The organism is Oleiphilus sp. HI0066, from assembly GCF_001635725.1.
Genome location: NZ_LWFH01001700.1, coordinates 1 through 26,875, shown reverse-complemented (window position 1 = coordinate 26,875; position 26,875 = coordinate 1). Strand labels below are relative to the sequence as shown.

Genomic DNA, 26,875 nt, shown 5'->3' with positions numbered 1-26,875 from the left:
TAGTGTTGCCAATTATTTTAAACGCCATAAATGGAAATCGGATCAACCTGTCGCTAAACAGGTGTCGTTAAATGGTGTTGATTATGAGGGTCTGTTACATGACAAGCTTAAACCGAAATATGTCATGAAAGACTTACGTGATGCTGGTTATTCGGCCGATTCGGACATCTCAAACGAAGAAGCGATTAAACTGCTCGATTTAGTTGCTGTTGGTGGTGACGAGACATGGCTTACCTTCCACAATTTTTATGTGATTACGCGCTACAACCATAGCCATTTATATGCAATGGCTGTATTTCAATTAGCTGAGTCGTTTTAATGCGAGAGTTCCTCCGTCTTGGTTCTATCGTATTATTCTTAGTGTTAGCGGCTGCGTGTACAACAAAGCCAGAGCGTCAATATAAAATTGATCAGGATGTAGAGCCTCAAGGGGAGTTCGATGTATCCAGGGTACGGTTGGTTCAGCCCAAATGGGAGCCGCTTAGTCGCCAAGGAAATCAAAAAAATTATACCGTTCTCGGTAAACGTTATGAGGTTATGGCGAATGATGTTTCGTACGAGGATGTTGGCTATGCGTCTTGGTATGGTTTGAAATTTCATGATGAGCTAACTTCTAACGGGGAACGCTATGATATGTATAGCTTCTCTGCTGCACATAAATCCCTCCCTTTACCCAGTTACGTTAAAGTTACTAATCTCGAAAATGGTCGTGAACTTGTCGTTCGAGTAAATGATCGAGGTCCGTTTCATAGTGACCGTATCATAGATTTGTCTTACGCTGCTGCGATCAAGCTTGGTTATAAAGATCAAGGAACAGCCAAGGTGCGCTTGGAGCGTCTGTTTGTCCCTCAACCTTCTGCAGAGCAAGCTGATAATAGCCAACGCCCTGTAGAGAAAACGTCGGTTAATCTTCCGCCTAAAGAGATTCTTGCCCCGTATGTCCAAATTGCTGCGTTCTCTAGTTACGATTTGGCTGAGTCTATACGTCTTCGCGCTGAAAGTTATGTTCAAGATGTGCCAGTTTTCTTGGCGAAGGTTGAGGTAGATTCTGGGCTTTTATATCGAGTTCGGATCGGTCCTTTCGTGACAGATTCTGACGCGCAAGAGTTGGTGAATGTTCTTGTAAATGCAAAGATCGGCTCGCCGCAAGTCATCACTAGATCAACTGCGGCACCGGAGCGTTAAAAGTTTTATACATTAATGAATGCTTGTGCAGAATGCGTTAGACTTGCGCAGCATTAAAATAGACAGAATATATGGGGTTTTAGGTAACTTTATGCTAGCTAATTTTTCGCGTAGCGTCCTCGTCGTTACAGCAGCTTGTTCATTATTGTTTTCGGCACTCGTGTCTGCAAAACCTGCGTTAATTCCTGCTCCACCTCAGGTGGGTGCAAGTTCGTATGTGCTAATGGATGCAACGACGGGTGAGATCATCGTCGAGCAAAATAGTAACGAATCCTTACCTCCAGCGAGTCTCACTAAGCTAATGACCGCGTATATCGTCGAAAGCGAGATTGTAGAGGGTAATATTTCCCTTCAGGATCAAGTGCCTGTCAGTGTAAAGGCCTGGCGCACAGGTGGTTCAAAGACCTTTATCAAAGAGGGTACTAACGTTCTTTTAGAGGACTTACTGAAAGGCGTTATCATTCAGTCTGGAAACGACGCAAGTATTGCATTAGCTGAATATTTGGCCGGCAGTGAGGAAGCGTTCGCAGATATTATGAATCAACAGGCGATTCAGATTGGAATGACTGGGTCAAGCTTTATGAATGCTACGGGTCTTCCGGCTGATGGTCACCATTCAACCGCGTATGACATGGCTTTGCTCGCTCAAGCAATCATTAACGACTACCCTGATCTCTATAAAATTTATAGTACGAAGTATTTTACTTACAACAACATTCGTCAGCCTAATCGCAATCGTTTGTTGTGGCGCGATAAGTCTGTTGATGGACTCAAGACTGGTCATACAAAGGAAGCAGGATATTGTTTAGTGTCTTCTTCGAAGCGCGGAGATATGCGATTGATCAGTGTTGTGATGGGTACTGCGAGTGAAGAAGCTCGCGTAAAAGAAACGCAAAAGCTATTGAATTATGGCTTCCGCTATTACGAAACGACGCCTTTATACGCGGCTGGTGACGCATTGACGGAATCACGCGTTTGGGGTGGTGCACTAGATAATGTGAATTTAGGTGTGTCTGAGGATGTTGTAATTACTATTCCACGCGGCCATAAGACCGAGTTAGACGCTGAGATTCAAGTTGACTCTAATTTACAAGCTCCGATCGCGATTGGTGATAAACTAGGCACGTTACGCGTGACTTTAGACGGCAAGGTTGTCGTAGACCGAGTGATCGTTGCGCTGGCCGATGTTGAGCAGGGAAGTTTCTTTAAACGTATTTGGGATATGATCAAACTATTTTTTATTGGATTGTTTAGCTAACCCTATGGATAAGACTCAAGAACTCGAGTTTCCTTGTGATTACCCTATTAAGGTAATTTGTAACAACGAACCAGACCTAAAAGATGTTATCGGGGGTATTATCTCCGATAACACACAAGGTTTTGATCCAAGCACTATAGTGGTTCAACCGAGTAAGAATGGAACTTTCATTTCCTTGCGTATCAAATTTACAGCTACAAGTCGCGAGCAATTGGATGCCATGCATCAGGCTATCATTGCGACTGGTCGTGTGAAGATGGTCCTGTAGAGGGCATCTGTCTTGTCAGAAGAATTGGCCAAACCTAGAAACTCTGAACGCGAGCTCAAGGTAACATATTTCTCATCGAAGCTTGATTACGAAACAGCGTGGCGAGCGATGCAAGACTACACAGATAAACGAGATTCTCTATCAGATGATCGATTATGGGTTTTGCAGCACGATCCAGTATTTACTCAGGGGCAAGCCGGTAAGTCCGAGCATCTTCTCAACACTGGAGATATTCCGGTAGTGCAAGTCGATAGGGGTGGTCAAGTCACCTACCATGGGCCTGGTCAGTTAGTGATTTATGTTTTGTTCGATATAGATAGAATGGGTATTGGTACGCGACAATTCGTACGACTGATTGAGCAGGCAATGGTTCAGGCGCTAAAAGATTTTGGTGTCGACTCTAAGGCCGATCCTGAAGCGCCAGGTGTATATGTCGATGGGCGTAAAATTGGTTCTATAGGTTTGCGTATTCGTAAAGGGCGTTCTTTTCATGGTCTGAGTGTAAATCTCGATATGGATCAAAGCCCTTGGCTTCGTATAAATCCTTGCGGCTACCAAGGTTTACAAATGGCTCAGCTGAGAGATTATTGCCCTGAGGTCTCTATTACAGAATTTTCTAACTGCCTCGTAGATGCCCTAAGTTCATTATTTTGTTATCGGCAGACCAACATTGAAGTTACAGATTCGTTATGACAGAAGAAACTAAAAAGACGTCCGTTAAAAAAGTCGTGGCTGGTGAAAAGTTGCGCGGTGCTGAAAAAGTTGCCCGCATTCCAATTAAAGTGATTCCTACCGAAACGATGCCGCGAAAGCCTGATTGGATTCGCGTGAGAATTCCTGCAACGCCTCGAATTGGCGAAATTAAGGACAAGTTGCGAAAGCACGGACTGCACACGGTATGTGAAGAGGCATCATGTCCGAACCTAGGTGAATGCTTTGGTGGTGGCACTGCCACATTTATGATCATGGGGGATATTTGTACGCGTCGTTGTCCTTTCTGTGATGTCGCGCATGGACGTCCAAAGCCGCTAAATCAAGATGAGCCCCGAGAGCTAGCCGAAGCCATCGCTGACATGAATCTCAATTACGTGGTTATAACTTCTGTTGACCGTGACGATCTGCGTGATGGTGGTGCTCAGCATTTTGCTGATTGTATCTCTGAAACTCGCTCAAGAACTGATTCAATTGAAATTGAAGTTCTCGTTCCGGATTTCAGGGGGCGTATGGACGTAGCAATCGATATTCTTAAAGACACTCCACCTGATGTCTTTAATCATAATCTAGAGACCGTGCCATCCTTATATAAAAAGGTTAGACCTGGCTCCGATTACGATTGGTCGTTAGATTTATTGGAAAAGTATAAAGCTGCGGCACCTTCAGTGATTACGAAGTCGGGTTTAATGCTTGGTATTGGTGAAACGAAAGAAGAAGTTATTCAGGTGATGCGTGATTTACGCGCACACAATGTCGATATGCTTACGCTCGGTCAATATCTACAACCGAGTCGTGACCACTTGGCCGTTGAACGTTTCGTTACACCTGAAGAATTTGATGAGTTAGGCGAACTTGCCAAAGAAATAGGTTTTAAGCATGTTGCGAGTGGTCCATTAGTTCGTTCGTCGTATCACGCAGACAAGCAAGCAAAGGGCGAGAAGGTCGGTTAACTCTTGGCTCTTAAGAGGTTCTTCGTTGAAACTGTCAAAGATTAAAACTGGAAGCTTTGAAAGGCGTTTAAGCTTGACTAAGGCTGGTTTGGTCTCCGGTACGCGTATGGCGGGCAGTTTGACGGCCGGTCTCTTTCAGTCCTCACAAAAACGCGCAGAGGCGCGCAGTGCGGCACTTTCACGAGAAGCTAAGTATCTCGTTGAAGAGTTGGGTAAGCTCAAAGGCAGTGTTGTTAAGATTGGTCAGATTATGGCGCTTTACGGCGAGCATTTTCTACCAGTTGAGGTGACTGAAGCGCTTCATACGCTTGAAGAGAAAACCGCGGCGCTCGATTGGTCTATCATGCGTGGTTTGTTGTACGAACAGCTCGGCTCGGAGCGTTTTCAAGAACTTGATGTGTGCGAAACATCTATTGGGACGGCTTCTTTGGGGCAGGTGCATCGAGCGATTGTGAAAAGCAGTGGTGAAGAGATTTGTCTTAAGATTCAATATCCGGGCGTGAGTGAGGCGATCGACGCTGATTTAGACTCTGTTGCTCAAATCTTACGCCTTGCCAATGTAGTGTCTCGTGGGCCTGCTTTCGATGAGTGGCTCGAAGAAGTTCGCGTTATGATGCACCGTGAGGTGGATTACGGATTAGAAGCTAAAACGACGCAGCGTTTCAATGATCTTCTGAAAGAGGATCATCGCTACGTTGTGCCCTCTGTTTATTCTCGATATTCGACCTCTAAGGTCTTAGCAACCAGCTATGAAGAAGGCGTGCATGTTGCTAGTGAATTGGCGCAAGGTTTGTCACAGCAAGAGCGAAACGCACTCGGGCAGGCATTTCTTGAATTGTTCCTGAATGAGCTTTTCGTATGGCATGAAATGCAAACGGACCCGAATTTCGGTAATTACCGTGTTCGTATTAATAAGTCCAAATCTCCTCAACTTGTTCTTCTTGACTTTGGTGCGGTTCAACGCTACGACGAGAGCTTTATAAAACCCGTATGTGAGATGATTCAATCTTCTTATCACAATGATCTTAAGGGCGTGATTCAAGCGGGTATTGCGCTTGATTTCATGCACGAGGATTGGCCCGATTACGTGCTCGAGACATTCGGGAAAGTCTGTATGGCTGTACTTGAACCCTTGGCTAGGATTGATTCGCCAGCAGTTTGTAAAGCAGATCATTGTGACGAATCTGGGGCTTATTTATGGGCTGAGAGTGATTTGCCAACGCGAATTGCCAAAACTGCTGCGCGTTCAGCTGTCAGCCGTTACTTCAAAATACCGCCAAAGGAGTTCGTTTTTCTAAATCGAAAACTCGTCGGCGTTTATACCTTTATCTCGGTGATTGGTGCTCAGTTTGATGGCGAGCCGCATTTGCGGCGTTTCCTATACATTAAACCATGAACTAACCTTGCAACACGTTTTGAAAATGCTCGCTTTTACTATAAAATGCGCGCCTCAAATTTAAAGAGTATTTTGCACGTGAGCAGTCTTAAAAATATCCGTAATTTCTCCATTATTGCCCATATAGATCATGGTAAGTCGACCTTGGCTGACAGATTTATTCAAGATTGTGGTGGTTTAAGTGACCGTGAAATGGAGGCGCAGGTTCTTGACTCGATGGATATCGAAAGAGAGCGTGGTATTACGATCAAAGCGCAAAGTGTGACCTTGAACTATAAAGCGGATGACGGTGAGACGTACCAGCTTAATTTTATCGATACGCCCGGACACGTTGACTTCTCGTATGAGGTATCGCGGTCTTTAGCGGCTTGCGAAGGTGCTTTGTTAGTCGTTGATGCGGGTCAAGGTGTTGAGGCGCAGTCTGTAGCGAACTGTTATACGGCGATTGAACAAGGCTTAGAAGTTCTTCCAATCCTTAACAAAATGGATTTGCCACAAGCTGAGCCTGAGCGTGTAAAGCAAGAAATAGAAGATATTATTGGTATCGATGCGACGGGTGCCGTGCCGTGTAGTGCTAAGAGTGGTATGGGCGTTAAAGATGTGCTCGAAGAATTGGTTAAGGTTATTCCACCACCTGAAGGCGATCGACAAGCTCCGTTGCAAGCCCTAATTATCGACTCGTGGTTTGATAACTACCTAGGAGTTGTGTCGCTTGTTCGTGTCGTTGAAGGCACACTTCGCAAAGGCGACAGAATATTTATCAAATCTACCGGCAAGATCGAGCAGATTACTTCTTGCGGCGTATTTACGCCGAAGCATACCGAAACAGGGATATTGCAAGCAGGTGAAGTTGGATTTGTTGTAGCCGGAATTAAAGATATTCATGGTGCACCGGTAGGGGACACGATCACGCATGCTAAGACTCAAGAAGTCGGCCAGTTGCCCGGCTTCCAACGCGTAAAACCTCAAGTCTACGCGGCGTTGTTCCCTGTCAGCTCCGACGATTATGAGTCATTCCGTGAAGCTTTAGAAAAGCTGACGTTGAACGATGCTTCTCTGTACTACGAGCCTGAGACGTCAGATGCACTGGGCTTTGGTTTCCGTTGCGGCTTTTTGGGTATGCTCCATATGGAGATTATCCAAGAGCGTTTGGAGCGCGAATACGACCTTGATCTTCTTACTACGGCGCCAACGGTAGCCTATGAAATTAAGTTGAGAAATGGCGACGTAGTGATGGTCGATAATCCATCAAAACTCCCTGATCCAGGTTCTATCGACGAAATGCGTGAACCAATTGTTGAGGCAAATATTCTGGTTCCACAAGACTATTTGGGTAACGTGATTAGTCTTTGTGTTGAGAAACGCGGTGTCCAGAAAGATATGCAATTCATCGGAGGACAGGTCGCGCTCAAGTACGAATTACCAATGGCTGAAGTTGTACTCGATTTCTTCGATCGTGTGAAATCAGTGAGTCGTGGTTTTGCTTCACTCGACTATCAATTTATTCGTTTTGAGGCTGCTAACCTAGTTAAGCTAGACGTTCTTATTAACGGCGATAAAGTTGATGCGCTGGCCTTGATTATTCATAAGGACCACGCCCAATCTAAAGGCCGTTTATTAACCGAAAAGATGAAAGAGTTGATTCCACGCCAAATGTTCGATGTTGCTATTCAAGCGGCAATAGGTGGCCAAGTCGTGGCGCGTCAAACCGTTAAGGCTTTACGTAAAAACGTAACAGCGAAATGTTACGGTGGTGATGTGAGCCGTAAGAAAAAGCTCCTTCAGAAGCAGAAAGAAGGTAAGAAACGGATGAAGCAAGTGGGCAGCGTAGAAATCCCGCAAGAAGCGTTCTTAGCCGTTTTGAAAGTGGATAGTTAATCGATTTAAGATCGATAAAAATAAGTAGCGAGAAAAGAATGGATATCGATTTTCCACTGGTGTTGGTGGTACTAACGTTTTTTACAGGCTTCGTCTATTTAGCGGACGTTCTGTATTTTTCTAAACAACGCGAGGCAAGCAAGGCTCCAAAGGCATCATCAGAGGATGAGCCGAAGATGCATTGGTTGATTGATAATTCTCGCTCTTTTTTTCCAGTGCTGGCGCTTGTGTTAGTGCTCCGGTCTTTTCTTGTGGAGCCTTTTCAAATTCCGTCGGGCTCAATGTTGCCGACCTTAGAAGTCGGCGATTTCATCTTAGTCAATAAATACGAGTACGGTTTGAGGTTGCCAGTCGCGGGCACAAAGGTGGTCGAGCTGAACGATCCTGAGCGAGGGGACGTAATTGTCTTTAAATTCCCAGAAGATGGAAAAACTAATTACATAAAACGTGTTGTAGGGATCCCAGGTGATGTTATTCGTTACGACGAAAAACAACTGTTTATTAATGGTGAATTAGTTCCTGAAACGCTTGTAGCTAATTTACCTCCTTATCGTTTGGCCAAAGAGCAAATAGGCAACGTCACACATCAGTTAATGGAGCATAAGCTACGCCGAAACATTCAAGCCGAAGGTGAATGGGTGGTACCAGAAAACTCCTACTTTGTAATGGGTGATAACCGTGACAATAGTAACGATAGCCGTTATTGGGGCTTCGTTCCCGATGAGTTAGTGGTTGGTAAGGCGTTTGCAATTTGGATGCAATGGAAAGGTCTCACTTCATTGCCATCGTTTTCGCGCGCAGGAAGCATCGAGTAACACGCATTACGTTGTAAACCTGATAGAGCGGGTCTAACCTTAAGTACGCGAGTTAATGAATTTGATTGGAGCAATGCAAATGTCTAGAAATGAAACTAATAATAAATTGTTGAAGAACCAGCGTGGCGCTTCAATGCCCTTTGTTTTGGTGTTTCTAGCGATGGCTGCGTTTGTTGCGTTAGTTGGTTTTAAATTGTATCCAGCCTATTTTGAGCACTGGCAATTAAAGTCAGTGGTGACGTCTTTTGTCGAGGATTCTCAAACCGCTGAACTCGATCTGGGTGAGATTAATCGCCGCTTCAAATTACGTATGCAGACTAACAATATTCGCGACATTGACTTCAATGAAGCTGTATCGATAGAGAAAGAAGAAGGGGTGATTTCTTTCTACTTAGATTATGAAGTTCGTATCAATGTTTACAAAAATGTCGATGCAGTGATTGTGTTCGACGAAGTATCAGAAATCTATCCATAGGTAGCACAACACGGGTGAGTACAGTTAATTACGACAGACTTGAGCGAAAGCTTGGTTATACCTTCAAAGATCGATCTCTTTTAGAGCTCGCCCTCACACATCGTAGTTTCAAAGGTAAAAATAATGAGCGTCTCGAATATCTCGGTGACGCTATTCTCGGCTATGTGATCGCCGAACAACTCTATCTTCGTTTTCCTCATTTTAAAGAAGGTCAACTCTCGCGCTTGAGAGCTCGCTTGGTTAAAGGCGTAACTCTCGCTGAGATAGCGAGAGAGTTTGGGCTAGGTGATTATCTAAAGCTCGGTCCTGGTGAACTAAAAAGCGGCGGTTTTCGACGAGAATCTATTTTAGCTGATGCAGTAGAGTCGATTATCGGCGCGACGTATTTGGATTCTGGTCATGACGTAGCCAAACAAATGGTATTGTCTTGGTACGAAGAACGATTGAGTTCTCCTGAGTTAGAAACGACAGAGAAAGATTCTAAGACTCAGCTGCAAGAATTGCTTCAAGCTAAAAAACAAGACTTACCGACATACGAGGTTTTGCGCACAGAAGGCGAGGCGCATGCACAAACGTTCTATATTCGTTGTACGATTCCTGCGGAAGGCATTTCTATTGAAACGAGTGGTTTGAGTAGGCGTAATGCAGAGCAAGATGCTGCTAAGTTAGCGATTGAACAATTAGGTAAGTAATATGAGCGATAAGAAGTTAGGCGATAACGATGCAGCGCAGTCTGCTGATGAGCTGGACGCTCTATTAGGTCAAGCATTTGGTGGCGTGGTGCAGAAGCACAACACTCGCTGTGGTTATGTTGCGATTGTTGGGCGGCCAAATGTTGGCAAATCAACCTTGATGAATCACATCTTAGGTCAAAAGCTAAGTATCACTTCTCGACGTCCGCAAACCACTCGACATCAAATCTTAGGAATAAAGACAAACGGGGCGAATCAAGCTGTATATGTTGATACGCCCGGCCTGCACTTGAAAGAACATAAGGCGATTAATCGCTACATGAACAAAGCCGCATCAAGTTCGTTGACTGATGTTGACGTGGTGGTGTTCGTTGTGGATCGTACGTATTGGACCGACGATGATGATCTGGTCTTAGAAAAATTACAGAATGTCGGTGCGCCGGTGATTCTGTGCATCAACAAAGTTGATCGTACAAAAGACAAGGGTGGCTTACTGCCGTACTTGCAAGAGATCTCTAAGAAAGGCGAGTTTCAAGATATCGTCCCTATTTCAGCGAAGCAAGGACACAACGTCGAGCAGTTGGAGAGTCTTATTGAGGAGTTGCTACCTGAGAGTATGCATTACTTTCCCGACTCCCAAGTTACCGACAAAAGTCAGCGCTTTTTAGCTGCAGAGTTAGTGCGCGAAAAGATCATGCGCCAACTAGGAGAAGAGCTCCCGTATTCGGTGACGGTTGAAATTGAAGAGTTTAAACAGAAGAGAAATATTCTTCATATTAGTGCCTTAATTCTTGTTGAACGTAGCGGCCAGAAAAAGATTGTGATCGGCGATAAAGGCCAGCAGATTAAGATTATTGGACGTGATGCGCGTAAAGATATGGAGCGTATGTTTGATAGCAAGGTCATGCTGAACTTATGGGTGAAAGTTAAGGGCGGTTGGTCCGATGATGAACGTGCCTTGAAAAGCTTAGGGTATCGCGACCAGTAAGCATGTTTGAAGCGAGTTACATTCTTCATCGTCGCCCGTTTAGTGATACAAGTTTGTTACTCGACGTCTTCACGTATCAGCATGGAAAGGTAGGTTTAGTCGCTAAAGGCGGCTACAAAGCAAAGTCTTCAAAGAGTGCCATTCTTCAGGCATTTCAGCCCTTGTTAATTGATTGGGTTGGTAAATCTGATCTCAAAACCTTAACACAAGCTGAACCGCCCAGCGCCCAATTAGAGTTGACGGGCCAACGGCAGTTCGCGGGTCTGTACATCAACGAGCTGTTATACAAATTATTGGCGCCAGAAGAGCCAATGCCTGCTTTGTTTTCAGCCTATGTAGAGTGTCTCTCGGGTTTAAGTGAGGGTGAAGATATGTCTCAGATGCTCAGAGATTTTGAACTTATATTGTTAGCTGAGCTCGGTTTGTTACCTAGTTTTGATATTGATTGGCAAGGCAAGGTTATACAGTCTGAGTCGAATTACTATTTGAGTGCTGACTCCACATTCGTTTTGACACAAGAGAATAGCCGAAGTTATGTCGTTTTTTCAGGTCAAGATCTCCTAGCTTATTCGTCACGCGTGCAGGCGCTAGTTTCTAATAAAAGCGCTAATCAAGTAAATGATCTTAAAGCGGTGTATCAGACGTTAAATAAGAAAGTCAGTTATATGCTGATTGATCAGGCGCTCCAAGGTGCGAAGCTTCGGAGTAGAGAGCTAATCAAGCAGTTCAGTAAATATACAACAGTAGGATGAGTAAGATGAGTCAACAGCGTAGGGTGTTGTTAGGTGTAAATGTCGATCATGTTGCAACCCTTAGACAGGCACGAGGTACGCGTTACCCTGATCCCGTCCAGGCTGCGATGCTAGCTGAAGAAGCTGGCGCTGACGGCATTACGATTCATCCGAGAGAAGATCGCAGGCATATTCAGGATCGCGATGTGTTTGTGATGAAGGAAACCCTCCAAACGCGTATGAACCTGGAGATGGCGGTAACGGATGCGATGGTCGATCTCGCTTTAAAGGTTAAGCCAGAGCATATTTGCTTGGTGCCTGAAAAACGCGAAGAGTTAACTACCGAAGGTGGGTTAGATGTTGTGGGGCATCTTGATAAGGTTAAGGATGCTTGTCAAAGACTCGGTGATGCTGGCATAGAGGTCTCTTTATTTATCGACCCCGACGAACAACAGATCTTGGCGTCGAAAAATTGTGGAGCGGCAGCGATAGAGCTGCATACGGGCGCTTATGCTGAGCCTGCTTCAAATGAAGCGCAGGCAAGGGAGCTTGGGTTGATTGTTGCCTCTACCGAATTAGGTGTGTCCGAGGGTTTAATCGTTAATGCTGGCCATGGCTTGAATTATCATAATACGCATGAAATTGCGCAGATCAACGGAATGAACGAACTCAATATTGGTCACGCTATTATCGCTAGAGCAGTCTTTGTCGGTTTGAAAGAAGCTGTGCGAGAAATGAAATCGATCATTAATCAAGCAGGCTAGTCGAATGATAGGCGTTGGCGTTGACTTGCTAAAAATTGAGCGGATCGAAAAGGCAATGAGCAATAATCCGGAGCGTTTTCCAGAGAAAGTGCTATCTGATGCTGAGCTTACGGAGTTTGTTCGTTTAGATCGTGGTCAAGAAAATTTTGTCGCAAAACGCTTCGCTGTGAAAGAGGCTGTTGCGAAGGCCTTAGGCACAGGATTTTCGTCAGGAGTATCTTGGCGTGATATTTCGCTTCAGCATGATTCAAATGGAAAGCCAGTCGTTACATTAACAGATGGTGCACAATCTCGATTTGAGGAACTGAATGCGTCATCACTTGAGATTAGTCTTAGTGATGACGCAGGGTTCGTTATAGCGTACGCAAACCTGAGCTAGCTTTGAACGACCTAAAATTTCATCCCTAGACCAATGAAGTAACCGCTCTCGAAGGTGCGATCGCCAGCATCTTTGATACCTGCATTCAAATACTGGTAGCCAAGACTGAGATCAGCACTCTGGATGACTCGATAATTGAGCTGGGCTCGAAAGCGTTTAAATTCATCAGAATCACCGTAAGCAAGAATATCAGGCGCGTAGTGCAGTCGAGTTTCTACTGATAGGCCTGGAGTACTAGGAAGATTGATCCGAACAGCTCCACCAAAAGCAACCGCAGAAGCTTTGAATTCGCCTTCCTTCATATGTGTTGCCTCAAGCCCCAACAGCACAGTAGTTGGCAAATTTGAAACAGCTGTCTGTCCCTGAGTGTGAAGATTAATGTTGCTAATATTGACCGATTCGCTTTCGTCTTTATAAAAATGCTCGAAACCCGCCACTAGGTCGGTCTCACCAATCTGGCCATCAATGCCACCTCCAATAGTGTCATTGCTTATTCTGAAGGAGGCGCCGCCGGCGTAACTTAGGGAGGATAAAGCCAGTAATGCTGTGCATGCGATAAAGCGGATGTTGAATGTCATGAAGAAACCTTTTTGAAGCATTTATAAGTTTGTAGTAAGACCGAAAAATAAAGAAAAATCAGGAGTAGTGCTAGGTCTGATATCTTCACTAAACCCGATGTAAATATTGTGTCTGCTGACATCGAAAGACAGAGCGCTCGATAGTGCAATACTCGTCCATCCAAGTTCACGTACTTCATCATTGAAGTAAGGAGTATTTATGTCAATATTGGTAATTAATGCAATAGTTGGTGTGAAAATAAGGTCGAGGCTTCCATAAGCGCCACCAACAAACGGGTTTGGTGAAAACTCATCAATCATCGATTTGTAACGAAGATACGACACGTTATATCCATAACTTGTCTGAATTCTTGGCAGAAAAGCGTTATCGAGTTCAATCGAGGCGCCTTGCGTTGCGAAGCTAAGATTAATTGAACTTGCCAATCCGCCAGTTTGCTTTGACGTATCGCCGGTTGGCAAGTTGAAGCTCAGGCTTACTGCGTCGCTTATGAAAGATGTAGGACGCATTTCGACAAAAAGCATGGTATCTCCCAGACCATGCGATCTATCAATACGTTTATATGTTTCACCGTTTTTTGTGATATTCCAATTCAGCTGGTTATTTGTAGATTGCTCGCGACCATTCTGAGGCATGCCAAATACGTCATGAAATTCGTAGATTGGATCGTCTAAATATCCAGAGCGATGCGCTTGATATTGCAGTGATAAGCCGAGGCTAAGAGTGCCCGTTCGATAGGTAAGCGTTTCTCGGATAAGCGATGTTTCTCCATCAACATCGTATGTTGTTTGGTCTACGGTCGATTGCCTGAAATAATTAGATATTGCCACACTGGTTTCAAACGTCATTTTACTTTGCTTTTGAGCAGCAGATGGATAGTGCGCGTAAGGAAGCTGGCCGATTAGCGGGTTCAAATTTACATACTGAATTTTTGATGCGTAGGCACGTTGATCAAACAATGATAAGAACAGGATGATCAAGGCCGATATCAAGGATTGAGAGCGGAGCATATCAGTCTATCTTTTATTTAACGGCGCTCAGGATAGAGCAGACCGAAGTTATTTGTTAGTGTTGTTACGCACATATAATAATTTACTAATAAAACGGAGTTTTCGTGTTGTCGCTCTTAGAAGGACTTTTTGAATCAAAATTGTTAAGCAAAATTTGGTTCAAGAGCGTTGGTGTCGTTCTCTTCGCTACGGCAGCTTTATATATAGTCAAAGGAATAAGTGAATTTAGATCATATCAACATCTTGTTGAGAGTTGCGCCAAGCAGAAGCTAGTCCGAGAAGGTGAGCAACTAGCGCGAAATCTCAAGCAAAATGATTTGGAATATATTTCGGCACGTCTTAATACGATCGAGTATTCCTGTGCGATGCCTTTCGACCGAAGCTCTAGTGACTATTCTACATATCATGTTCGTCCTCAGGCTGACTTCTTTTGGTCCGTTTCTAAAAACGAATCCGAAGTTATGCGGATTGGTAAAAGCCTGCTTGCTGGTCCCACTTCTACGGTTAGTTATCCTCTAAGTATTTGGTCTGAAGGTAATTCGGGAGATTACTGGGTTGGAACAATATCCCTTAAGCTTTATTTCGGGGACCATGTTGAACACTTAACATCGTCGTATTGGTCAGATTATGGTGTGGACGCAACAAAGTCTGTCATCGTTTTAACCTTGGTGTTTGCTTGGATTTTTTTCGCCTTTATTCGTCCTAATCAGGAATTTACTCGACGCTTGAGCGACCCCGCTATGAGCTCGTCGCAGATAAGAAACCTTATAGGTGGACGTAGGGATGAATTGAGCGGTCTATGGCGTGCCGTTTTGACAGTCAAAGAAGCGTCTGAAGTAGAGCGCTTTGAGTTTGAATCTCAGATCAGAGAGCTTGATGCACATATCAGTAAGGTGGAACGTGGTCAGATTGGGCAAAATCTATCAACTGAACAAGCGAGTTCAGACATTAAGAGCGCAATTGCTCGCACACTAGCGCTACACGCACGTGCTTCACATGACGGCGATAAGCAGGCTGCGTTTTTATCAAACTATTTATCTGCTGTGTTAAGTGTAAGTGCCAACCTGCATGAGCGAGCATTAATGGAATCGGGTGAGGTCGCTCTCTCGGAAATACCATTTAGCCTAAGAGTGTTTGGCTTATTTTTAGTAAATGAATTTAAACGGCGTTTTGAGCGCCGAAATGTGGCTTTTATTTTTGATTTTGACGAAGACTTACCTGATTTCGTTGAAGGCGACCCTCAGAAGATTAGGCGGATCACGAGAAATGCATTTAAGCGTTTATTGTTGGAGCCGAGTTTGGAGCAAGTGACATTTAGCATAAGTAAGAAAGATATACCCATGAAAGACACTCGGTACGTGTTTGAGCTAGTAGGGCAAGCAAGGAAACATGGGCAGCTTCTGGATGCGACGGAATCTGGCTCAAATGCCGAACGCGGGCCCACGTCAATGCTAGAGATGCTCTGTTACATCATGGGTGCTCGCTGGGTGTTCTCAAAGGGTTTAGATGGTGAGTTGACCCAAAGTCTAAGCCTGAGGTTGCCTTCGCCTGTTATTGGTAGCGCAAGCAGCGTTAACCTAAATGACCTAAGTGGGCTTACAGAGGCGAGTGTATTGGTATACGATTTGGCTACGAAAGCAAATAGTTTTGTTTACGAAGCACTGTCTAGTGCGTGCGACAACATCGATTACACAAACTCATATGATCAGTTATTAAGTGCATTGAAGGGTCATCCAAGCTACCAAATATTAGTTGTAAGTGATCTTGTGCCTAACATGTCATCTCGCGAATTTTTGTCTGAATTAAGACGCTGCATTTCAGCAACAATTCAGATTCTTGTGGTGAGCGAAAGCCCTCAAGCGGGGGATGTTCAGGAGTATAGTGAGATAGGTGTGCAAGGACTGCTGTCGCGCAGTAATTTTGCGCATCTTGGGGTGCAAACCGTCAACTATATGCTTCAAACTGACCGAACGCTTGGTCACAAGCGAAAAAGCATAGTGACGCGCTATAGTGTTATTGATTTCCTTAGTCCTCTGAATATACAGGCGCTGCCGGCAGACTTAGCCCCAAATTACGATGTGGGTACTGTTTTACTCATCGCGGAAGAGTTGGTCTGTATCGAATTTACGCGACAACATTGTGAGAAGTTTGGTGCTCAATTTGTACACTACAAATCAGCATTTGAAGCAGTGGATGCATTCAGGCAAGAGGCTTTCGAGCTTGTTCTTGTTGATGATGCGTTTACTGATATAGATACACTCACAGTGATTGAAATGCTCCGGAATATAGAGGGGAAAAGGCGAGATAACGTTCCTACACCTGTTATAGCTCTCGGTAACATGGATCAGGATAGTAAAGATATCTATCTTAAAGGAGGCGCAACGGACGCTATCAATAAGTACACAATAGATGGCACATTGTCTGCTGCGTTTAAAAAATATTTAAACTGTAAAATAAGTGCATAGTTATTGACCTGCTAAGGTCGACTGCTACATTGGATGTTAATAAGAAGGATAAACAAAGGATTGATTATGGTCGCACGTGCATATATTCGACACCCGTCTGATATGCCTATCGAACTATCAACGGTTCCAGAGGACAGAGCCGTTTGTACGTTTACAAAAGATATCAGTGTTGGTGGGTTAAGTTTTAGTTCTTCAAGGTCCTTTGGTAAAGGCGCGCTCGTTTCAATTAAAATCCCGGTAATTGATCCTCCTTTCGAAGCTCAAGCTCGCGTTATATGGTGTTTAACTCAGGAAGATGGCTATGAAATCGGCTTAGAGTTTTGTACCTCTGGTGATGCCTATCGTGCTCGGATGGTCGAGCAGATCTGTCATATTGAGCATTACCGATTGTGGGTGAGAGAAGTAGAAGGGCGCGAATTAGACTCTGAAGGTGCTGCTGCGGAATGGATAGGAAAATTCGCAAAGGAATTCCCCGCTTTTAGCTAGTAATGTCTATAACGATTAGAGAGTTCTGTTCTACACGGAATTTAATTTCAAAGGCATATAACTTCATGCCATAGATCTTAGGGTCCTCGTTTTGTTGCTTATACGCAGGACGAGGGTCTTGTTCCATAACTTCCTTTACAAAACACTCTAGGTTCGTGTAACCATTTTTAGTCAAGGCGTGAAGCATTGCTCTCGCTTTGTCACTGAACACAACATCTAGTTTTGAAGATGGTGCGTTTTTCGCGATGCCACACTGAGGATTGATAGCGCTATCGGAATATTCAATATAGGGTTTGATATCGTATATAGGTGTGCCATCGAGTAAGTCAGGACATGAGACGATTAAGCTAGTCTTTTTGTCGAGAATGACTTGCTTTAGCTCGACAAGTGACAGTCCCAGAGAATTTGGTCTAAATGATGAGCGGGTTGCAAAAACACCAGTTTTTTTATTGCCTCCAAGTCTAGGCGGTCTAACTAAAGGCTTGAATTCGGCATGTTCGTGCTGATGAAAGCCAAACTGCAGCCAGAGATGTGAATACTGTTCTAAGCCAACGAATGCATCCGGTTGATCGTAAGGCGAAACGAATTCTATGACGGAATTTGCGTGTTTGATAAGCGAGGGCTGCCTTGGAATACCAAATTTTTCTTTAAAAGGCGTGCTCGCAAATGCGATAGGAGTAATATTCATGTGAATGCTGATTTAGCTTAAGTGGAAATACTTATTCTTTCTCAGAGAATACCATTTCTATTTTAATCGTAAACGATGGATCCATCTTCCAGTTATCTTCTTTTGGGTAATACATTTCTGGAATCATTTCGTAAAAGAGCCATTCCTTCATCAATTTTCTACGATAAATGGCGTTAACAAAATACCCAGTCGCTTGCACTTCTGGCTTCGTCTCAGCAAGCATCCCTACTTGATAATTGATAGCCCTTTTTGAGTCAATTTCACGCAAGAAAGAGTAGGTGTGAGCGAGCTCCCAAAGACGTTCTTTATGATCGTATTTTCCATCTATTCCTTGCCGGAAGATAAACCAAGGTCCTTGTCGCTGCAGCGTAAATTCAGCATGCGCCCCCCAACCCTCATCGTGATAGTAGTAAAGAGCATCGTGCGAGGAAACGCTCCATACGTCTGTAAATTCATATCTCCCGTGAAGACGGTAACGCCAGAAAGGGTCGATCGGATCTCCGAATTTAACCCCAACACCCGTACTTGTATCAAAGTCCTTCAGATTTCGAAGTGTAAAATCGAGCGCGCCTGAGGCAGTGTCTTTTACGCGTTTGTCGTCGTCTTTGCGCCCAATTGCGCGTTTTTTATCACGTACACTCTGTTCTTCGGGTGTTTCACTTTCAACAATGAGTCGGAGCTTTTTTTGCAAAGTTGGTAGGTGAAGTCGGAATTTAACGATCGGGTCTAGATAGCTGTGTCCACTTTTGTACTGCTGAAATTCAAAGCCAACTTTTAGAAAACTATTATTGCTCGATTCGATTACTTCTTCATCAGCGAAAAACGCGTCGAGCCTTTTGGCAGTATCTCCAACTACATGCCCCCAGTAGTTACGGTTTTCTGTAAGCCAAGTAAGTGTCGGTGAGTCTTGTTGTTCCGAAGGAATAGAGCTTCTATCTTTTGCTGAGGGGGAGGTAAATTCGACATCATTAGCACTTGATGTAAATGCGCACATCAATAGCGCGACAGCAGTAATACTTGCACTAAAAATACTTGGCGATTTGACGCGCTTGCTCATCCAGTGTGGCACGCTTTTCTTGTCTTCCCATAAGTCCAGTGACATGCAGTGCTAGTTTAGGCAATGATCGTAAAAAGTCATGCTTTTTGCGAGGAATTATATGAAGGTGGATGTGCGGAACTGTTTGATTAGCAGCTTTGCCATCATTTAATAGAATATTACAGCCATCCTCTCCAAAACCTGCTCTAATCATTGCGCTCATCACCTTACGCCCTAAATCGAACAGTTTGGACTGATGTTCGTCTGATAGCGCTGAAATCCGATCGTGATGAGCGCGAGGTATGATTAAAACATGCCCAGAACTTAAGGGGTAAGCATCCATAATAATCATGAAGTGTTCATCTTCATAAATCACGCTGGCCGGCAGTGCACCGTTATTAATCGCGCAAAATGGACAGGGTCGACGACTCATATTATTGAAGGCTTTCAGAAGTGTTAGATGCGCTTTGCGCTTCGGCGATTTCCCATTCGTCTTGGCTTTGAGAAGCGATGCTGTACTCCTCTGAAGCCCAAGCGCCGAGATCAATTAATTTACAGCGCTCGCTACAAAATGGACGCTCTTTATTCTTCTCTTCCCATGTAACAGGGTCTGCGCAGGTTGGACAATTAACGATTAGAGGAGTGTTGTTTGACATTTATTTTGACTCGGCAAGTTTGAGGTATTCTTCGTGTTGTGAGTCTACCACGGCGTTCAGGTGGTCTAAATCACCATCGTTTAAAATAATGTCGTGAGCACGCTCTTGTTTCATTTTTCTAGGCATTTGAGCAGCAATGATTTTCCCTATATCTTCTTCTGAAGCGTTATCTCGCGTGGCTGCACGGATTTTTTGATCTGCCTCGGTGGCGTCAATTAATAATGTTCGCGTGCAGAGCTGGCTTTGTTTTGTTTCGAATAACAAAGGCGAGACTAGAATTGCGTAAGCTGATTCTGCTTGGCTAAGCTGTCGAATAATCTCAGATCGAATAAGTGGATGTAAAAGAGTTTCGAGCCAGCGCTTCGCATTGCTGTCAGAAAAGATAATTTCACGTAAGCGTGCTCGATTTAACGCACCTTTTTGCTCGCCGTCTGAATGTAGAACATCCGTTCCAAATTGCTTAGCGATCATGCCTAGTGCACTAGAACCAGGCTCGACAACTTCACGTGCGACAACATCCGCATCAACTACGGTTACACCAAGTGTTTCAAATCGATCACTGGCAGCGCTTTTCCCCGAGCCGATACCGCCCGTTAATCCAACGATTAGCATAAGGTGTTTGGTCTCTTTCTTATTAAGATCTGGCTAGCCAAGCCAAATGGTTTTAATTTGTTCGCCCCACATAAGCGCAATCCAGCCAGCAGCTGCCAGGTATGGGCCAAATGGCATGGGTTTATTTTTCTCGCGACCGACAATCGCCATTGCAAGTATTCCGTAAGCGGCTCCTACAAAAGAGGATAATATAATGATAATCGGAAGCATTTCCCAGCCGAGCCACGCTCCCAAAGCTGCCAGTAGTTTAAAGTCTCCATATCCCATTCCTTCCTTACCTGTAGCAAGCTTGAACAACCAATACAAGGACCAAAGAGATAAATAACCCGCAACCGCACCCCAGAAGGCGCTGTCGAAGTTAGTCACTAATCCAAAACTGTTGACAATCAAGCCTAACCACATAAGAGGTAGGGTAATGTTGTCTGGCAAAAGTTGGGTGTCAGCATCAATCATCGTGAGAGCTATGAGTGCCCAGGTAAAGAGAAGCAAAGCAAAGCTCTCGTAGCTTGCGCCAAAACTGTATGCAATGGCAAAGCACATAAAACAGCTTGTTAACTCGATAAGAGGGTAGCGAATACTAATCTTTGTTGAGCAATTACTGCATTTGCCGCGTAAAAATAGCCAACTCAGTACCGGGATGTTTTCCCAAGGCTTAATCGCATGGCCGCAGTTAGGGCAGGTGGAATTAGGTTTTGATAAGGTGATTTTGTCTTCTTCGGGCGCTTCCTGCTCGAGAAATTCAGACGCTTGCTGACGCCATTCCTGATGCAGGATTTTGGGTAAGCGGTGGATAACGACATTTAAAAAGCTGCCGACCAAAAGCCCTAGAACAACATAGCTCGTGTATAAAAGGGCGCTGTTGTTGTTCAGTGTTGATATGAGTGTATTAATTTCTTGCATGGATCTTCTTTCTTTTGACCATAAAAAAGGCAAAGCCGAAACTTTGCCTTATTGTATTAAACGTAAATACCGTATTTAACCTACTACCGCGCCCATCTGGAATATTGGGAGGTACATGCCGATAATCAGGCCGCCAACTAATACGCCAAGTACTGACATAATCAACGGTTCCATCAAGGTGGTCATGTTATCAACTAGGTTGTCGACCTCTTCTTCAAAGTGTTCAGCAACCTTATCTAGCATCGTATCAAGGGCACCTGATTCTTCGCCAATTGATACCATCTGCACTGCCATAACAGGGAAAACGCCCGTTTGTTTCATCGAGAACTGTAATTGCGTGCCAGAAGCCACCTCGTCTCGGATTGTATTTACGGCATTACGATATACGACGTTGCCAGTAGCTCCTGCGACAGAATCAAGAGCGTCAACTAATGGAACGCCCGCAGCGAAAGTAGTTGATAGTACACGTGAAAAACGAGCGACTGAGGATTTATCAATTATATTCCCAACAATCGGAAGTTTTAAGATAGTTCGATCTACTCCATCTCTAAATTTTTCACTTTTAAGTTTGGCTTGATTAAACACGAAAACAGTGCCCACGATCGCAATAAGTACAATTAACCACCAAGACTGTAGCCATTTTGATACTGCAATAATCATTTGTGTGAAAGCGGGAAGTTCAGCGCCGAAGCCGGCAAACATGCTCTCAAACTGGGGCACTACTTTAAGGAGCAGTATTGCGGTTACCACCATCGCGACAACCAACACCGAGATAGGATAGGTCATCGCTTTCTTTACTTTCTTTTTCAGCGTCTCAGTTTTTTCCATGTAAGTCGCAACGCGGTCTAGCATGGTTTCGAGCGCGCCAGATTTTTCACCTGAGTCGACAAGGTTTACAAACAAATCATCAAAATGTTGAGGGTGCTTCTTCAGTGCACCAGCAAAGTTATTACCAGCAGCTACGTCGTTCTTTATTTCTAGAACGAGATCTCTAAGTGTCGGATTCTCAAGGCCGTCCGCTACAATGTCGAACGATTGGATGAGCGGTACACCAGCTTTCATCATCGTAGCAAGTTGGCGAACGAATATGGCGATATCGAAGGGGGTTATTTTCTTCTTTTTTGTTCCTCCGCCAAATGAGAATGCTGGCTTCTTAACCTTGGCTGCGTTGATTCCTTGTTTGCGCAGCTGCGCTTTAACGAGGGCTGCAGTCTCCGCAGTCATAGCGCCCTTAATCTTATTGCCTTTGCGGTCTGTACCTTCCCATTCAAAATTAATGGGTTTTTTTGCCGTGGTTGCCATGCTTATTCCTTCGTTACTCGCTGTACTTCTTCGAGACTGGTTACACCTTCAATTGCTTTTAATAGCGCTGACTTACGGAGGTCGTTAAAACCTTCCTCTTCTGCGGCTTTGGCAATGGTTAGGGAGTCTGCTTCAGACATAATTAACTGCGAAATCTTAGGGGTGATTTTCACAACTTCGTAAATGCCTACTCTTCCTTTATAGCCGTTATTACACTTATCGCAGCCTTTAGGTTGGTAGATTGTGATGCCTTCATCAATTTGCGCTTCAGTAAAGCCTTCTTCAAGTAGTGTTTCGCGAGGCACGTCCAATGGCTCTTTGCAATTGCTACATAAGCGTCGTGCTAATCGTTGAGCGATGATCAAGGATACAGATGTTGCGATGTTAAACGCTGGTACGCCCATATTTAACATACGGGTCAGAGTTTCTGGTGCGCTGTTGGTGTGTAGCGTCGACATAACCATGTGGCCGGTCTGTGCCGCTTTAATCGCGATAGAGGCTGTTTCAAGGTCACGAATCTCACCAACCATTACGATGTCCGGGTCCTGACGTAAGAATGAGCGTAAGGCTTCAGAGAAGTTAAGGCCTACTTTGGCGTTTACGTTAACTTGGTTAATGCCTTCAAGGTTAATCTCTACAGGATCTTCCGCCGTTGAGATGTTTCTCTCTGGTGTATTCAGAATATTAAGACCGGTGTATAGCGAAACTGTTTTACCTGATCCCGTAGGGCCGGTTACAAGAATCATCCCCTGTGGTTGGTGCAAGGCTTCCATGTACATGTCTTTTTGCACGTCTTCGTAACCAAGGGCGTCGATACCCATTTTCGCAGAGCTAGGATCAAGAATACGGAGTACGATTTTTTCACCCCAAAGAGTTGGGAGTGTATTGACACGGAAGTCGATTGCCTTGGTTTTGCTCAACTTCATTTTAATGCGACCATCTTGCGGGACACGCCTCTCAGAAATGTCCATTTGCGACATTACTTTTAAACGCGCCGCAATTTTGGGTGCAAGCTTGATGGAGGGGCGAGATACTTCGTGCAAGATGCCATCTGTACGATAGCGCACTCGGTATGATTTTTCGTAAGGTTCAAAGTGAAGGTCGGACGAGCCTTTTTTGATCGCATCAAGCAGCATTTTATTTACATACTTAACGATAGGGGCGTCGTCTGTATCTGCGGATGTGTTATCTTCTTCCTGCTCTTGACTTTCGTCTAAATCAATATCGAGATCTTCGTCATCAAGATCGCCCATTGAATCGTCTTGTGATTCAAGGTAGCTGTCGATAGCAGAGGATAGTTTGTCGTCTTCGACTAGTACTGAATCAACACTCATCCCCGTGTGGAATTTAATCTCATCGACAGCGTTTACATTTGTTGGATCTGAAACGGCTATAAATAGTCTATTGCCGCGCACATATAAGGGGAGTGCGCGATGTTTGCGAATAAGTTTCTCGTCTACAAGCTTTTCTGGAAACGATTCTTTTAGAAATGCTCCAAGGTCTAGAACTGGAACACCAAATTCCTCTGCAGCCGAAAACGCAATGGCTTTAGCATTTGCTAAGTTCTCTGAAACGAGATGCGTGATTAGAGGAATGTTGTTTTCGATCGCATGCGTTTGTGCATTTAACGCGGTGTCTTCATCAATAATTTGATCAAGAACGAATTTGCGGGCGAGTCCAGTTAAGTTTGTTGGGGCATTGCTTGCCATAGTGTTCTCTTACTTATAGGTGTTCTAATTCAATAAGCAGAATTAAATGCGCGTATTTATTATTAGCTTACGTGCGTTAATTCATCTGCTATTTAAAAATTGTAGAGCAAGTTTCGGTTTTTAAAAGAGATTCTACCTAGTAAGGGGCAATATGTGGCGTTAAAGCTAGTTTAGGTGTTCGGTAGTCTGTGACTTCAGTTTGATGTGGAGAGTTAAATCTGAATCTTCTAGTGTCGCGGCTGTGTAAGAAGTGACAAATTGCGTCACTTATTGCTATCGCAAGTCGTTCGTTATAGATTATTTACTCTTATAGTTGTTTCTCTTAAAACTCCATAAGTCATTGCTTTTAAATAAAAATAAAATATTTTCTTGCGCTTGGCATGGGTGCTGCTAACGTTAGTATTAGACGCGCTTGATGACTGCTTTGAGAACTTTTTTGCAGTTTGAAAGGAAAGGTCTCAAAGCAGTCAATAACGCCCAAGCGGCTTAGAAAAAAATTATTATTCGCTCATAGAGCAATTGGAGATTGATAATGAACAAAGCAATGCAAACAGTACAGAAAGGTTTTACGCTTATTGAATTGATGATCGTTGTTGCGATTATCGGTATTTTGGCAGCAGTAGCGATTCCTGCATACCAGGATTACACCATTAAATCTGAAACAACTGCAGCATTAGCAGAGTTGTCGGCACTTAAGACACAGTTTGAAGTCGCAGTTAACAGTGGTGATACTCCATCATTAACGGCAACTGACGCAGGCTTTATCGGTCAAACAGCGAACGGCGGAACATATTGCGGCCTAGCTCTAACGGGTACTACTGCGATTACTTGTACTCTTGACGGTTCGACTGCTGTTACTGGCGCAACGCTTACTTTAAACCGCGATGCGGCGACTGGTCTATGGTCTTGCGCAACAGGTGGTAATATCAACTCTGTTGCATTCCCAGAGAAATACAAGCCAGGTTCTTGCAGCTAATAGATGACTGGTATGAGAAAGAGGGCTACGCCCTCTTTTTTTATGTCTGCCACTTATGACGATCAATAAGAAAGAGAGCGTTTAGGATGATGAAATCTCAACGTATTTTGTTAATTGTCATTACGGTTTTTCTGTTTTTTGCTTTCTTTCCATTAGCACCAAGCTTTACCTATAGCTTTTTTGAACGACAGCGTTTACTTGAAGCTATAGTTCTTGTGTTTGCTACTTTTTTCCTCGTTTTCTCTTTAATCTCCGGTCGCAACAAGGCCAACGATTTTGTTTGTAGATTTAAATTGCCTTTACTTGGGGGGCTGGTCTTTATCAGTTTTGGCTTGGTCTCGGCAATGCTCTCTATCGAGCCCGTGAATTCGTTTTTGTACGTATTGCACTTTTTTCTCTTATTTGGCTTGGCGATATTTGTCGCGATCAATAGTTCGACTACCTTTGTTAAACAGGTGTTTGTAGCGCTCGTTGTTACGCATAGCTCGCTGATCTGCTATGCGCTGTTGTACTTATTTTTTGCTGCTAGCGATGGCGGTAAGATCGTTCCATCGGTTGTTTATTTTGGTTTCGATAATATTCGCTTCTTTAATCAGGTTCAGGTGTTTGTACTGCCGGCTTTATTATTTTTCTCATGGAGTGAGCGTTTCGGACGGCTTGCTTTGCTAATGCTATTCGGCAATTTGCTATTGATGTACTTGGGCGGCGGATTAGGGATTAGTTTGGTGTGGGCGCTTACCCTATTGTTTATCGCATTTTTTGATAAGCGCATGGCGGTAAAAGGGTTGTTGGTGTCTGTAGCTGCTTACGCTTTAATGTGCGTTCTTTTGTATATGTCGAGTTTTGATGAGTCGGCAAAACAATTAATTACAGTAAACGATGGTGGTCGCATACCTCTATGGTTGGCGACTATCGATCAGCTTAGTTTGATGCACTTACTTGTTGGTATCGGGCCGGGTTTATTCGAAGCACCGGTTAAATTGATAATGCTCAGCCACCCGCATAATTCAATTTTGGAATTGTTAGTTGAATGGGGCGGAGTTGCTACAGTTGCGATGATTGGCATAGTGCTTTGGACCTTGTCGTTGTATCGAGGACGATTGAAGGCGAATAGAGCGGTTGAGCTGATTGATATTGCCTTTATGTCTTTTTTAGGCGCTTTGATGCTTTCATTGGTTTCTGGTGTGATCGTTATGCCAATGGCTCAGTGCCTGTTATTTGTATTTTGGGGTTTGTTTCTCGGGCTTTATTTAGGGTCTATTTCCCGTCAAAGTGACTTGCGAATTATGTCATTAAAAACCTCGACTCAAGGTTCGTCCCGAAGTACGATTTTAACGACTATGCTAGCCATCACGCTTTTGTTTATCGTTGTTGCATATGTGATATTGATCGGCATAAGCTATTCGCTAATGGATCCTTTTGCTCCGGCCATGCAAGGCCCACGTTTTTGGCTTAATGGCGAACGATATTTGGACCTCATAACAATAAAGAACTTTTTAATTGGTAAGTGATATGGATATAAAAAAGGTCAAAGGTTTTACTTTAATTGAACTAATGATCGTTGTTGCGATAATTGGTATTTTGGCTTCTGTCGCTATTCCGGCTTATCAGGATTATGTTTCAAAGTCACAGTTAACTAGTGCATTTTCAGAATTAGCATCGCTAAAAATCACCTATGAGGTTGCTGTTAATGAGGGAGAAACTCCATCGTTAACGCCCGGTTCCGGAGGGTATGTTGGTATGACCTCAGCAAGTAGTGAGTATTGTACGCTAACTCTGCTTACGTCCAATGGTGGTATTAGCTGTGCTTTGAAAAATGTAGGTGTTGGCTTAGCTGGAGCTACTTTGCAATTGCAGCGTGCTTCGGATGGAATATGGGCGTGTGTTTCTAGCGGGACAGTGACTGCAACGTCTTCAAGCATCCCAGTACGTTTTTTGCCATCCGCTTGTAGTTAAAACATGGGTC

At 44.0% G+C, this 26,875-nt stretch carries 30 protein-coding genes; 20 read left to right on the top strand and 10 right to left on the bottom strand.

Going from position 1 to position 26,875, the window contains the following annotated elements; genetic code table 11:
• The 15 genes from A3738_RS26685 to acpS all read left to right on the top strand — a co-directional run.
• On the top strand, positions 1 to 319 hold a 319-nt coding region (locus A3738_RS26685), incomplete at its 5' end, for a lytic murein transglycosylase (RefSeq protein ID WP_197474064.1).
• Positions 319 to 1,185 (top strand): septal ring lytic transglycosylase RlpA family protein, encoded by an 867-nt coding sequence (locus tag A3738_RS32375; RefSeq protein WP_082869121.1) that lies wholly within the window; start codon positions 319 to 321, stop codon positions 1,183 to 1,185. The genes A3738_RS26685 and A3738_RS32375, both read left to right, overlap by 1 nt.
• Before the next feature lie 91 nt (positions 1,186 to 1,276).
• Positions 1,277 to 2,443, top strand: a complete 1,167-nt coding sequence (locus A3738_RS26675) for a D-alanyl-D-alanine carboxypeptidase family protein (protein ID WP_068478648.1) — start codon at positions 1,277 to 1,279, stop codon at positions 2,441 to 2,443.
• Positions 2,444 to 2,447: 4 nt separating this feature from the next.
• Positions 2,448 to 2,711, top strand: coding sequence for a YbeD family protein (locus A3738_RS26670; RefSeq protein ID WP_068474619.1), 264 nt, complete (start codon positions 2,448 to 2,450; stop codon positions 2,709 to 2,711).
• A gap of 12 nt (positions 2,712 to 2,723) precedes the next feature.
• On the top strand, positions 2,724 to 3,404 hold the full coding sequence (lipB, locus tag A3738_RS26665; RefSeq protein ID WP_231876771.1) for a lipoyl(octanoyl) transferase LipB: 681 nt from the start codon (positions 2,724 to 2,726) through the stop codon (positions 3,402 to 3,404).
• The gene (lipA, locus tag A3738_RS26660; protein WP_068478491.1) at positions 3,401 to 4,375 is read left to right on the top strand and encodes a lipoyl synthase; all 975 of its coding nucleotides are present in this window, start codon (positions 3,401 to 3,403) and stop codon (positions 4,373 to 4,375) included. The genes lipB and lipA overlap by 4 nt, the downstream gene beginning before the upstream one ends.
• Before the next feature lie 73 nt (positions 4,376 to 4,448).
• Positions 4,449 to 5,771, top strand: coding sequence for an AarF/ABC1/UbiB kinase family protein (locus A3738_RS26655; RefSeq protein WP_231876770.1), 1,323 nt, complete (start codon positions 4,449 to 4,451; stop codon positions 5,769 to 5,771).
• Between the two features lie 78 nt (positions 5,772 to 5,849).
• Positions 5,850 to 7,649, top strand: a complete 1,800-nt coding sequence (gene lepA, locus A3738_RS26650) for a translation elongation factor 4 (RefSeq protein WP_068478644.1) — start codon at positions 5,850 to 5,852, stop codon at positions 7,647 to 7,649.
• A gap of 38 nt (positions 7,650 to 7,687) precedes the next feature.
• The gene (gene lepB / locus A3738_RS26645) at positions 7,688 to 8,464 is read left to right on the top strand and encodes a signal peptidase I (RefSeq protein ID WP_068478487.1); all 777 of its coding nucleotides are present in this window, start codon (positions 7,688 to 7,690) and stop codon (positions 8,462 to 8,464) included.
• Between the two features lie 79 nt (positions 8,465 to 8,543).
• Positions 8,544 to 8,939 carry a DUF4845 domain-containing protein gene (locus A3738_RS26640; RefSeq protein WP_197469033.1) on the top strand — a complete coding sequence of 132 codons (396 nt, stop codon included), beginning with the start codon at positions 8,544 to 8,546 and terminating at the stop codon, positions 8,937 to 8,939.
• Between the two features lie 14 nt (positions 8,940 to 8,953).
• Positions 8,954 to 9,631 (top strand): ribonuclease III, encoded by a 678-nt coding sequence (gene rnc, locus A3738_RS26635; protein ID WP_068478483.1) that lies wholly within the window; start codon positions 8,954 to 8,956, stop codon positions 9,629 to 9,631.
• Between the two features lies 1 nt (position 9,632).
• On the top strand, positions 9,633 to 10,619 hold the full coding sequence (era, locus tag A3738_RS26630) for a GTPase Era (protein WP_082878484.1): 987 nt from the start codon (positions 9,633 to 9,635) through the stop codon (positions 10,617 to 10,619).
• A 2-nt stretch (positions 10,620 to 10,621) separates the two neighbouring features.
• On the top strand, positions 10,622 to 11,371 hold the full coding sequence (gene recO / locus A3738_RS26625) for a DNA repair protein RecO (RefSeq protein WP_068478481.1): 750 nt from the start codon (positions 10,622 to 10,624) through the stop codon (positions 11,369 to 11,371).
• 5 nt (positions 11,372 to 11,376) lie between these two features.
• Positions 11,377 to 12,114, top strand: coding sequence for a pyridoxine 5'-phosphate synthase (gene pdxJ, locus A3738_RS26620; protein ID WP_068478637.1), 738 nt, complete (start codon positions 11,377 to 11,379; stop codon positions 12,112 to 12,114).
• 4 nt (positions 12,115 to 12,118) lie between these two features.
• The gene (gene acpS / locus A3738_RS26615; RefSeq protein WP_068478479.1) at positions 12,119 to 12,493 is read left to right on the top strand and encodes a holo-ACP synthase; all 375 of its coding nucleotides are present in this window, start codon (positions 12,119 to 12,121) and stop codon (positions 12,491 to 12,493) included.
• 11 nt (positions 12,494 to 12,504) lie between these two features.
• Here the strand turns inward: acpS and A3738_RS26610 are convergent, their stop codons facing one another.
• Together A3738_RS26610 and A3738_RS26605 are read right to left on the bottom strand one after the other, a co-directional pair.
• Positions 12,505 to 13,071, bottom strand: coding sequence for a YfaZ family outer membrane protein (locus A3738_RS26610; RefSeq protein ID WP_197472419.1), 567 nt, complete (start codon positions 13,069 to 13,071; stop codon positions 12,505 to 12,507).
• Between the two features lie 21 nt (positions 13,072 to 13,092).
• The gene (locus A3738_RS26605) at positions 13,093 to 14,079 is read right to left on the bottom strand and encodes a DUF3187 family protein (protein ID WP_068478475.1); all 987 of its coding nucleotides are present in this window, start codon (positions 14,077 to 14,079) and stop codon (positions 13,093 to 13,095) included.
• A gap of 104 nt (positions 14,080 to 14,183) precedes the next feature.
• Here A3738_RS26605 and A3738_RS26600 point away from each other — a divergent pair, with 104 nt between their 5' ends.
• A complete protein-coding gene (locus A3738_RS26600; protein ID WP_068478473.1) occupies positions 14,184 to 16,544 on the top strand; it encodes a response regulator in 2,361 nt (786 codons plus the stop codon).
• Positions 16,545 to 16,610: 66 nt separating this feature from the next.
• Positions 16,611 to 17,030 (top strand): PilZ domain-containing protein, encoded by a 420-nt coding sequence (locus tag A3738_RS26595; protein ID WP_068475036.1) that lies wholly within the window; start codon positions 16,611 to 16,613, stop codon positions 17,028 to 17,030.
• On the opposite strand, the gene tsaA is transcribed toward A3738_RS26595, so the two are convergent.
• The 8 genes from tsaA to pilB all read right to left on the bottom strand — a co-directional run bounded on the left by tsaA (position 17,023) and on the right by pilB (position 23,933).
• Positions 17,023 to 17,718 (bottom strand): tRNA (N6-threonylcarbamoyladenosine(37)-N6)-methyltransferase TrmO, encoded by a 696-nt coding sequence (gene tsaA, locus A3738_RS26590; RefSeq protein ID WP_068478471.1) that lies wholly within the window; start codon positions 17,716 to 17,718, stop codon positions 17,023 to 17,025. The two genes, A3738_RS26595 and tsaA, sit on opposite strands and share 8 nt — an antisense overlap.
• 31 nt (positions 17,719 to 17,749) lie before the next feature.
• On the bottom strand, positions 17,750 to 18,775 hold the full coding sequence (locus A3738_RS26585; protein ID WP_068475445.1) for a hypothetical protein: 1,026 nt from the start codon (positions 18,773 to 18,775) through the stop codon (positions 17,750 to 17,752).
• On the bottom strand, positions 18,741 to 19,187 hold the full coding sequence (locus A3738_RS26580) for an HIT family protein (RefSeq protein WP_068475447.1): 447 nt from the start codon (positions 19,185 to 19,187) through the stop codon (positions 18,741 to 18,743). Before A3738_RS26580 ends, A3738_RS26585 begins: the two co-directional genes overlap by 35 nt.
• A gap of 1 nt (position 19,188) precedes the next feature.
• A complete protein-coding gene (gene yacG / locus A3738_RS26575; protein ID WP_068478469.1) occupies positions 19,189 to 19,410 on the bottom strand; it encodes a DNA gyrase inhibitor YacG in 222 nt (73 codons plus the stop codon).
• Positions 19,411 to 20,022: a dephospho-CoA kinase gene (gene coaE / locus A3738_RS26570; protein ID WP_068478467.1), complete on the bottom strand. Its 612-nt coding sequence runs from the start codon at positions 20,020 to 20,022 to the stop codon at positions 19,411 to 19,413.
• 33 nt (positions 20,023 to 20,055) lie between these two features.
• Positions 20,056 to 20,922, bottom strand: a complete 867-nt coding sequence (locus A3738_RS26565; RefSeq protein WP_068501300.1) for an A24 family peptidase — start codon at positions 20,920 to 20,922, stop codon at positions 20,056 to 20,058.
• Between the two features lie 75 nt (positions 20,923 to 20,997).
• Complete coding sequence (locus A3738_RS26560) at positions 20,998 to 22,224, bottom strand: type II secretion system F family protein (RefSeq protein WP_068501297.1); 1,227 nt, start codon at positions 22,222 to 22,224, stop codon at positions 20,998 to 21,000.
• 2 nt (positions 22,225 to 22,226) lie between these two features.
• Positions 22,227 to 23,933 carry a type IV-A pilus assembly ATPase PilB gene (gene pilB / locus A3738_RS26555; RefSeq protein WP_068763969.1) on the bottom strand — a complete coding sequence of 569 codons (1,707 nt, stop codon included), beginning with the start codon at positions 23,931 to 23,933 and terminating at the stop codon, positions 22,227 to 22,229.
• A gap of 532 nt (positions 23,934 to 24,465) precedes the next feature.
• Between pilB and A3738_RS26550 the strand changes: the two genes are divergently transcribed.
• The 3 genes from A3738_RS26550 (at position 24,466) to A3738_RS26540 (ending at position 26,865) form a co-directional block, all read left to right on the top strand.
• A complete protein-coding gene (locus A3738_RS26550) occupies positions 24,466 to 24,909 on the top strand; it encodes a pilin (RefSeq protein WP_304440135.1) in 444 nt (147 codons plus the stop codon).
• 344 nt (positions 24,910 to 25,253) lie between these two features.
• Positions 25,254 to 26,420: a hypothetical protein gene (locus A3738_RS26545; protein WP_156502526.1), complete on the top strand. Its 1,167-nt coding sequence runs from the start codon at positions 25,254 to 25,256 to the stop codon at positions 26,418 to 26,420.
• 1 nt (position 26,421) lies between these two features.
• On the top strand, positions 26,422 to 26,865 hold the full coding sequence (locus A3738_RS26540; RefSeq protein ID WP_082878351.1) for a pilin: 444 nt from the start codon (positions 26,422 to 26,424) through the stop codon (positions 26,863 to 26,865).
• Positions 26,866 to 26,875 lie beyond the last annotated feature (10 nt).

What these genes read in the sequence shown, in the direction of transcription:
- A3738_RS32375 (WP_082869121.1), top strand. Translation starts at nt 319, where the DNA reads ATGCGAGAGTTCCTCCGTCTTGGTTCTATCGTATTATTCTTAGTGTTA.
- A3738_RS26675 (WP_068478648.1), top strand. Translation starts at nt 1,277, where the DNA reads ATGCTAGCTAATTTTTCGCGTAGCGTCCTCGTCGTTACAGCAGCTTGT.
- A3738_RS26670 (WP_068474619.1), top strand. Translation starts at nt 2,448, where the DNA reads ATGGATAAGACTCAAGAACTCGAGTTTCCTTGTGATTACCCTATTAAG.
- lipA (WP_068478491.1), top strand. Translation starts at nt 3,401, where the DNA reads ATGACAGAAGAAACTAAAAAGACGTCCGTTAAAAAAGTCGTGGCTGGT.
- lepB (WP_068478487.1), top strand. Translation starts at nt 7,688, where the DNA reads ATGGATATCGATTTTCCACTGGTGTTGGTGGTACTAACGTTTTTTACA.
- A3738_RS26640 (WP_197469033.1), top strand. Translation starts at nt 8,544, where the DNA reads ATGTCTAGAAATGAAACTAATAATAAATTGTTGAAGAACCAGCGTGGC.
- era (WP_082878484.1), top strand. Translation starts at nt 9,633, where the DNA reads ATGAGCGATAAGAAGTTAGGCGATAACGATGCAGCGCAGTCTGCTGAT.
- recO (WP_068478481.1), top strand. Translation starts at nt 10,622, where the DNA reads ATGTTTGAAGCGAGTTACATTCTTCATCGTCGCCCGTTTAGTGATACA.
- pdxJ (WP_068478637.1), top strand. Translation starts at nt 11,377, where the DNA reads ATGAGTCAACAGCGTAGGGTGTTGTTAGGTGTAAATGTCGATCATGTT.
- acpS (WP_068478479.1), top strand. Translation starts at nt 12,119, where the DNA reads ATGATAGGCGTTGGCGTTGACTTGCTAAAAATTGAGCGGATCGAAAAG.
- A3738_RS26610 (WP_197472419.1), bottom strand. Translation starts at nt 13,071, where the DNA reads ATGACATTCAACATCCGCTTTATCGCATGCACAGCATTACTGGCTTTA.
- A3738_RS26605 (WP_068478475.1), bottom strand. Translation starts at nt 14,079, where the DNA reads ATGCTCCGCTCTCAATCCTTGATATCGGCCTTGATCATCCTGTTCTTA.
- A3738_RS26595 (WP_068475036.1), top strand. Translation starts at nt 16,611, where the DNA reads ATGGTCGCACGTGCATATATTCGACACCCGTCTGATATGCCTATCGAA.
- tsaA (WP_068478471.1), bottom strand. Translation starts at nt 17,718, where the DNA reads ATGAATATTACTCCTATCGCATTTGCGAGCACGCCTTTTAAAGAAAAA.
- A3738_RS26585 (WP_068475445.1), bottom strand. Translation starts at nt 18,775, where the DNA reads ATGAGCAAGCGCGTCAAATCGCCAAGTATTTTTAGTGCAAGTATTACT.
- A3738_RS26580 (WP_068475447.1), bottom strand. Translation starts at nt 19,187, where the DNA reads ATGAGTCGTCGACCCTGTCCATTTTGCGCGATTAATAACGGTGCACTG.
- yacG (WP_068478469.1), bottom strand. Translation starts at nt 19,410, where the DNA reads ATGTCAAACAACACTCCTCTAATCGTTAATTGTCCAACCTGCGCAGAC.
- coaE (WP_068478467.1), bottom strand. Translation starts at nt 20,022, where the DNA reads ATGCTAATCGTTGGATTAACGGGCGGTATCGGCTCGGGGAAAAGCGCT.
- A3738_RS26565 (WP_068501300.1), bottom strand. Translation starts at nt 20,922, where the DNA reads ATGCAAGAAATTAATACACTCATATCAACACTGAACAACAACAGCGCC.
- A3738_RS26560 (WP_068501297.1), bottom strand. Translation starts at nt 22,224, where the DNA reads ATGGCAACCACGGCAAAAAAACCCATTAATTTTGAATGGGAAGGTACA.
- pilB (WP_068763969.1), bottom strand. Translation starts at nt 23,933, where the DNA reads ATGGCAAGCAATGCCCCAACAAACTTAACTGGACTCGCCCGCAAATTC.
- A3738_RS26550 (WP_304440135.1), top strand. Translation starts at nt 24,466, where the DNA reads ATGAACAAAGCAATGCAAACAGTACAGAAAGGTTTTACGCTTATTGAA.
- A3738_RS26545 (WP_156502526.1), top strand. Translation starts at nt 25,254, where the DNA reads ATGCTCTCTATCGAGCCCGTGAATTCGTTTTTGTACGTATTGCACTTT.
- A3738_RS26540 (WP_082878351.1), top strand. Translation starts at nt 26,422, where the DNA reads ATGGATATAAAAAAGGTCAAAGGTTTTACTTTAATTGAACTAATGATC.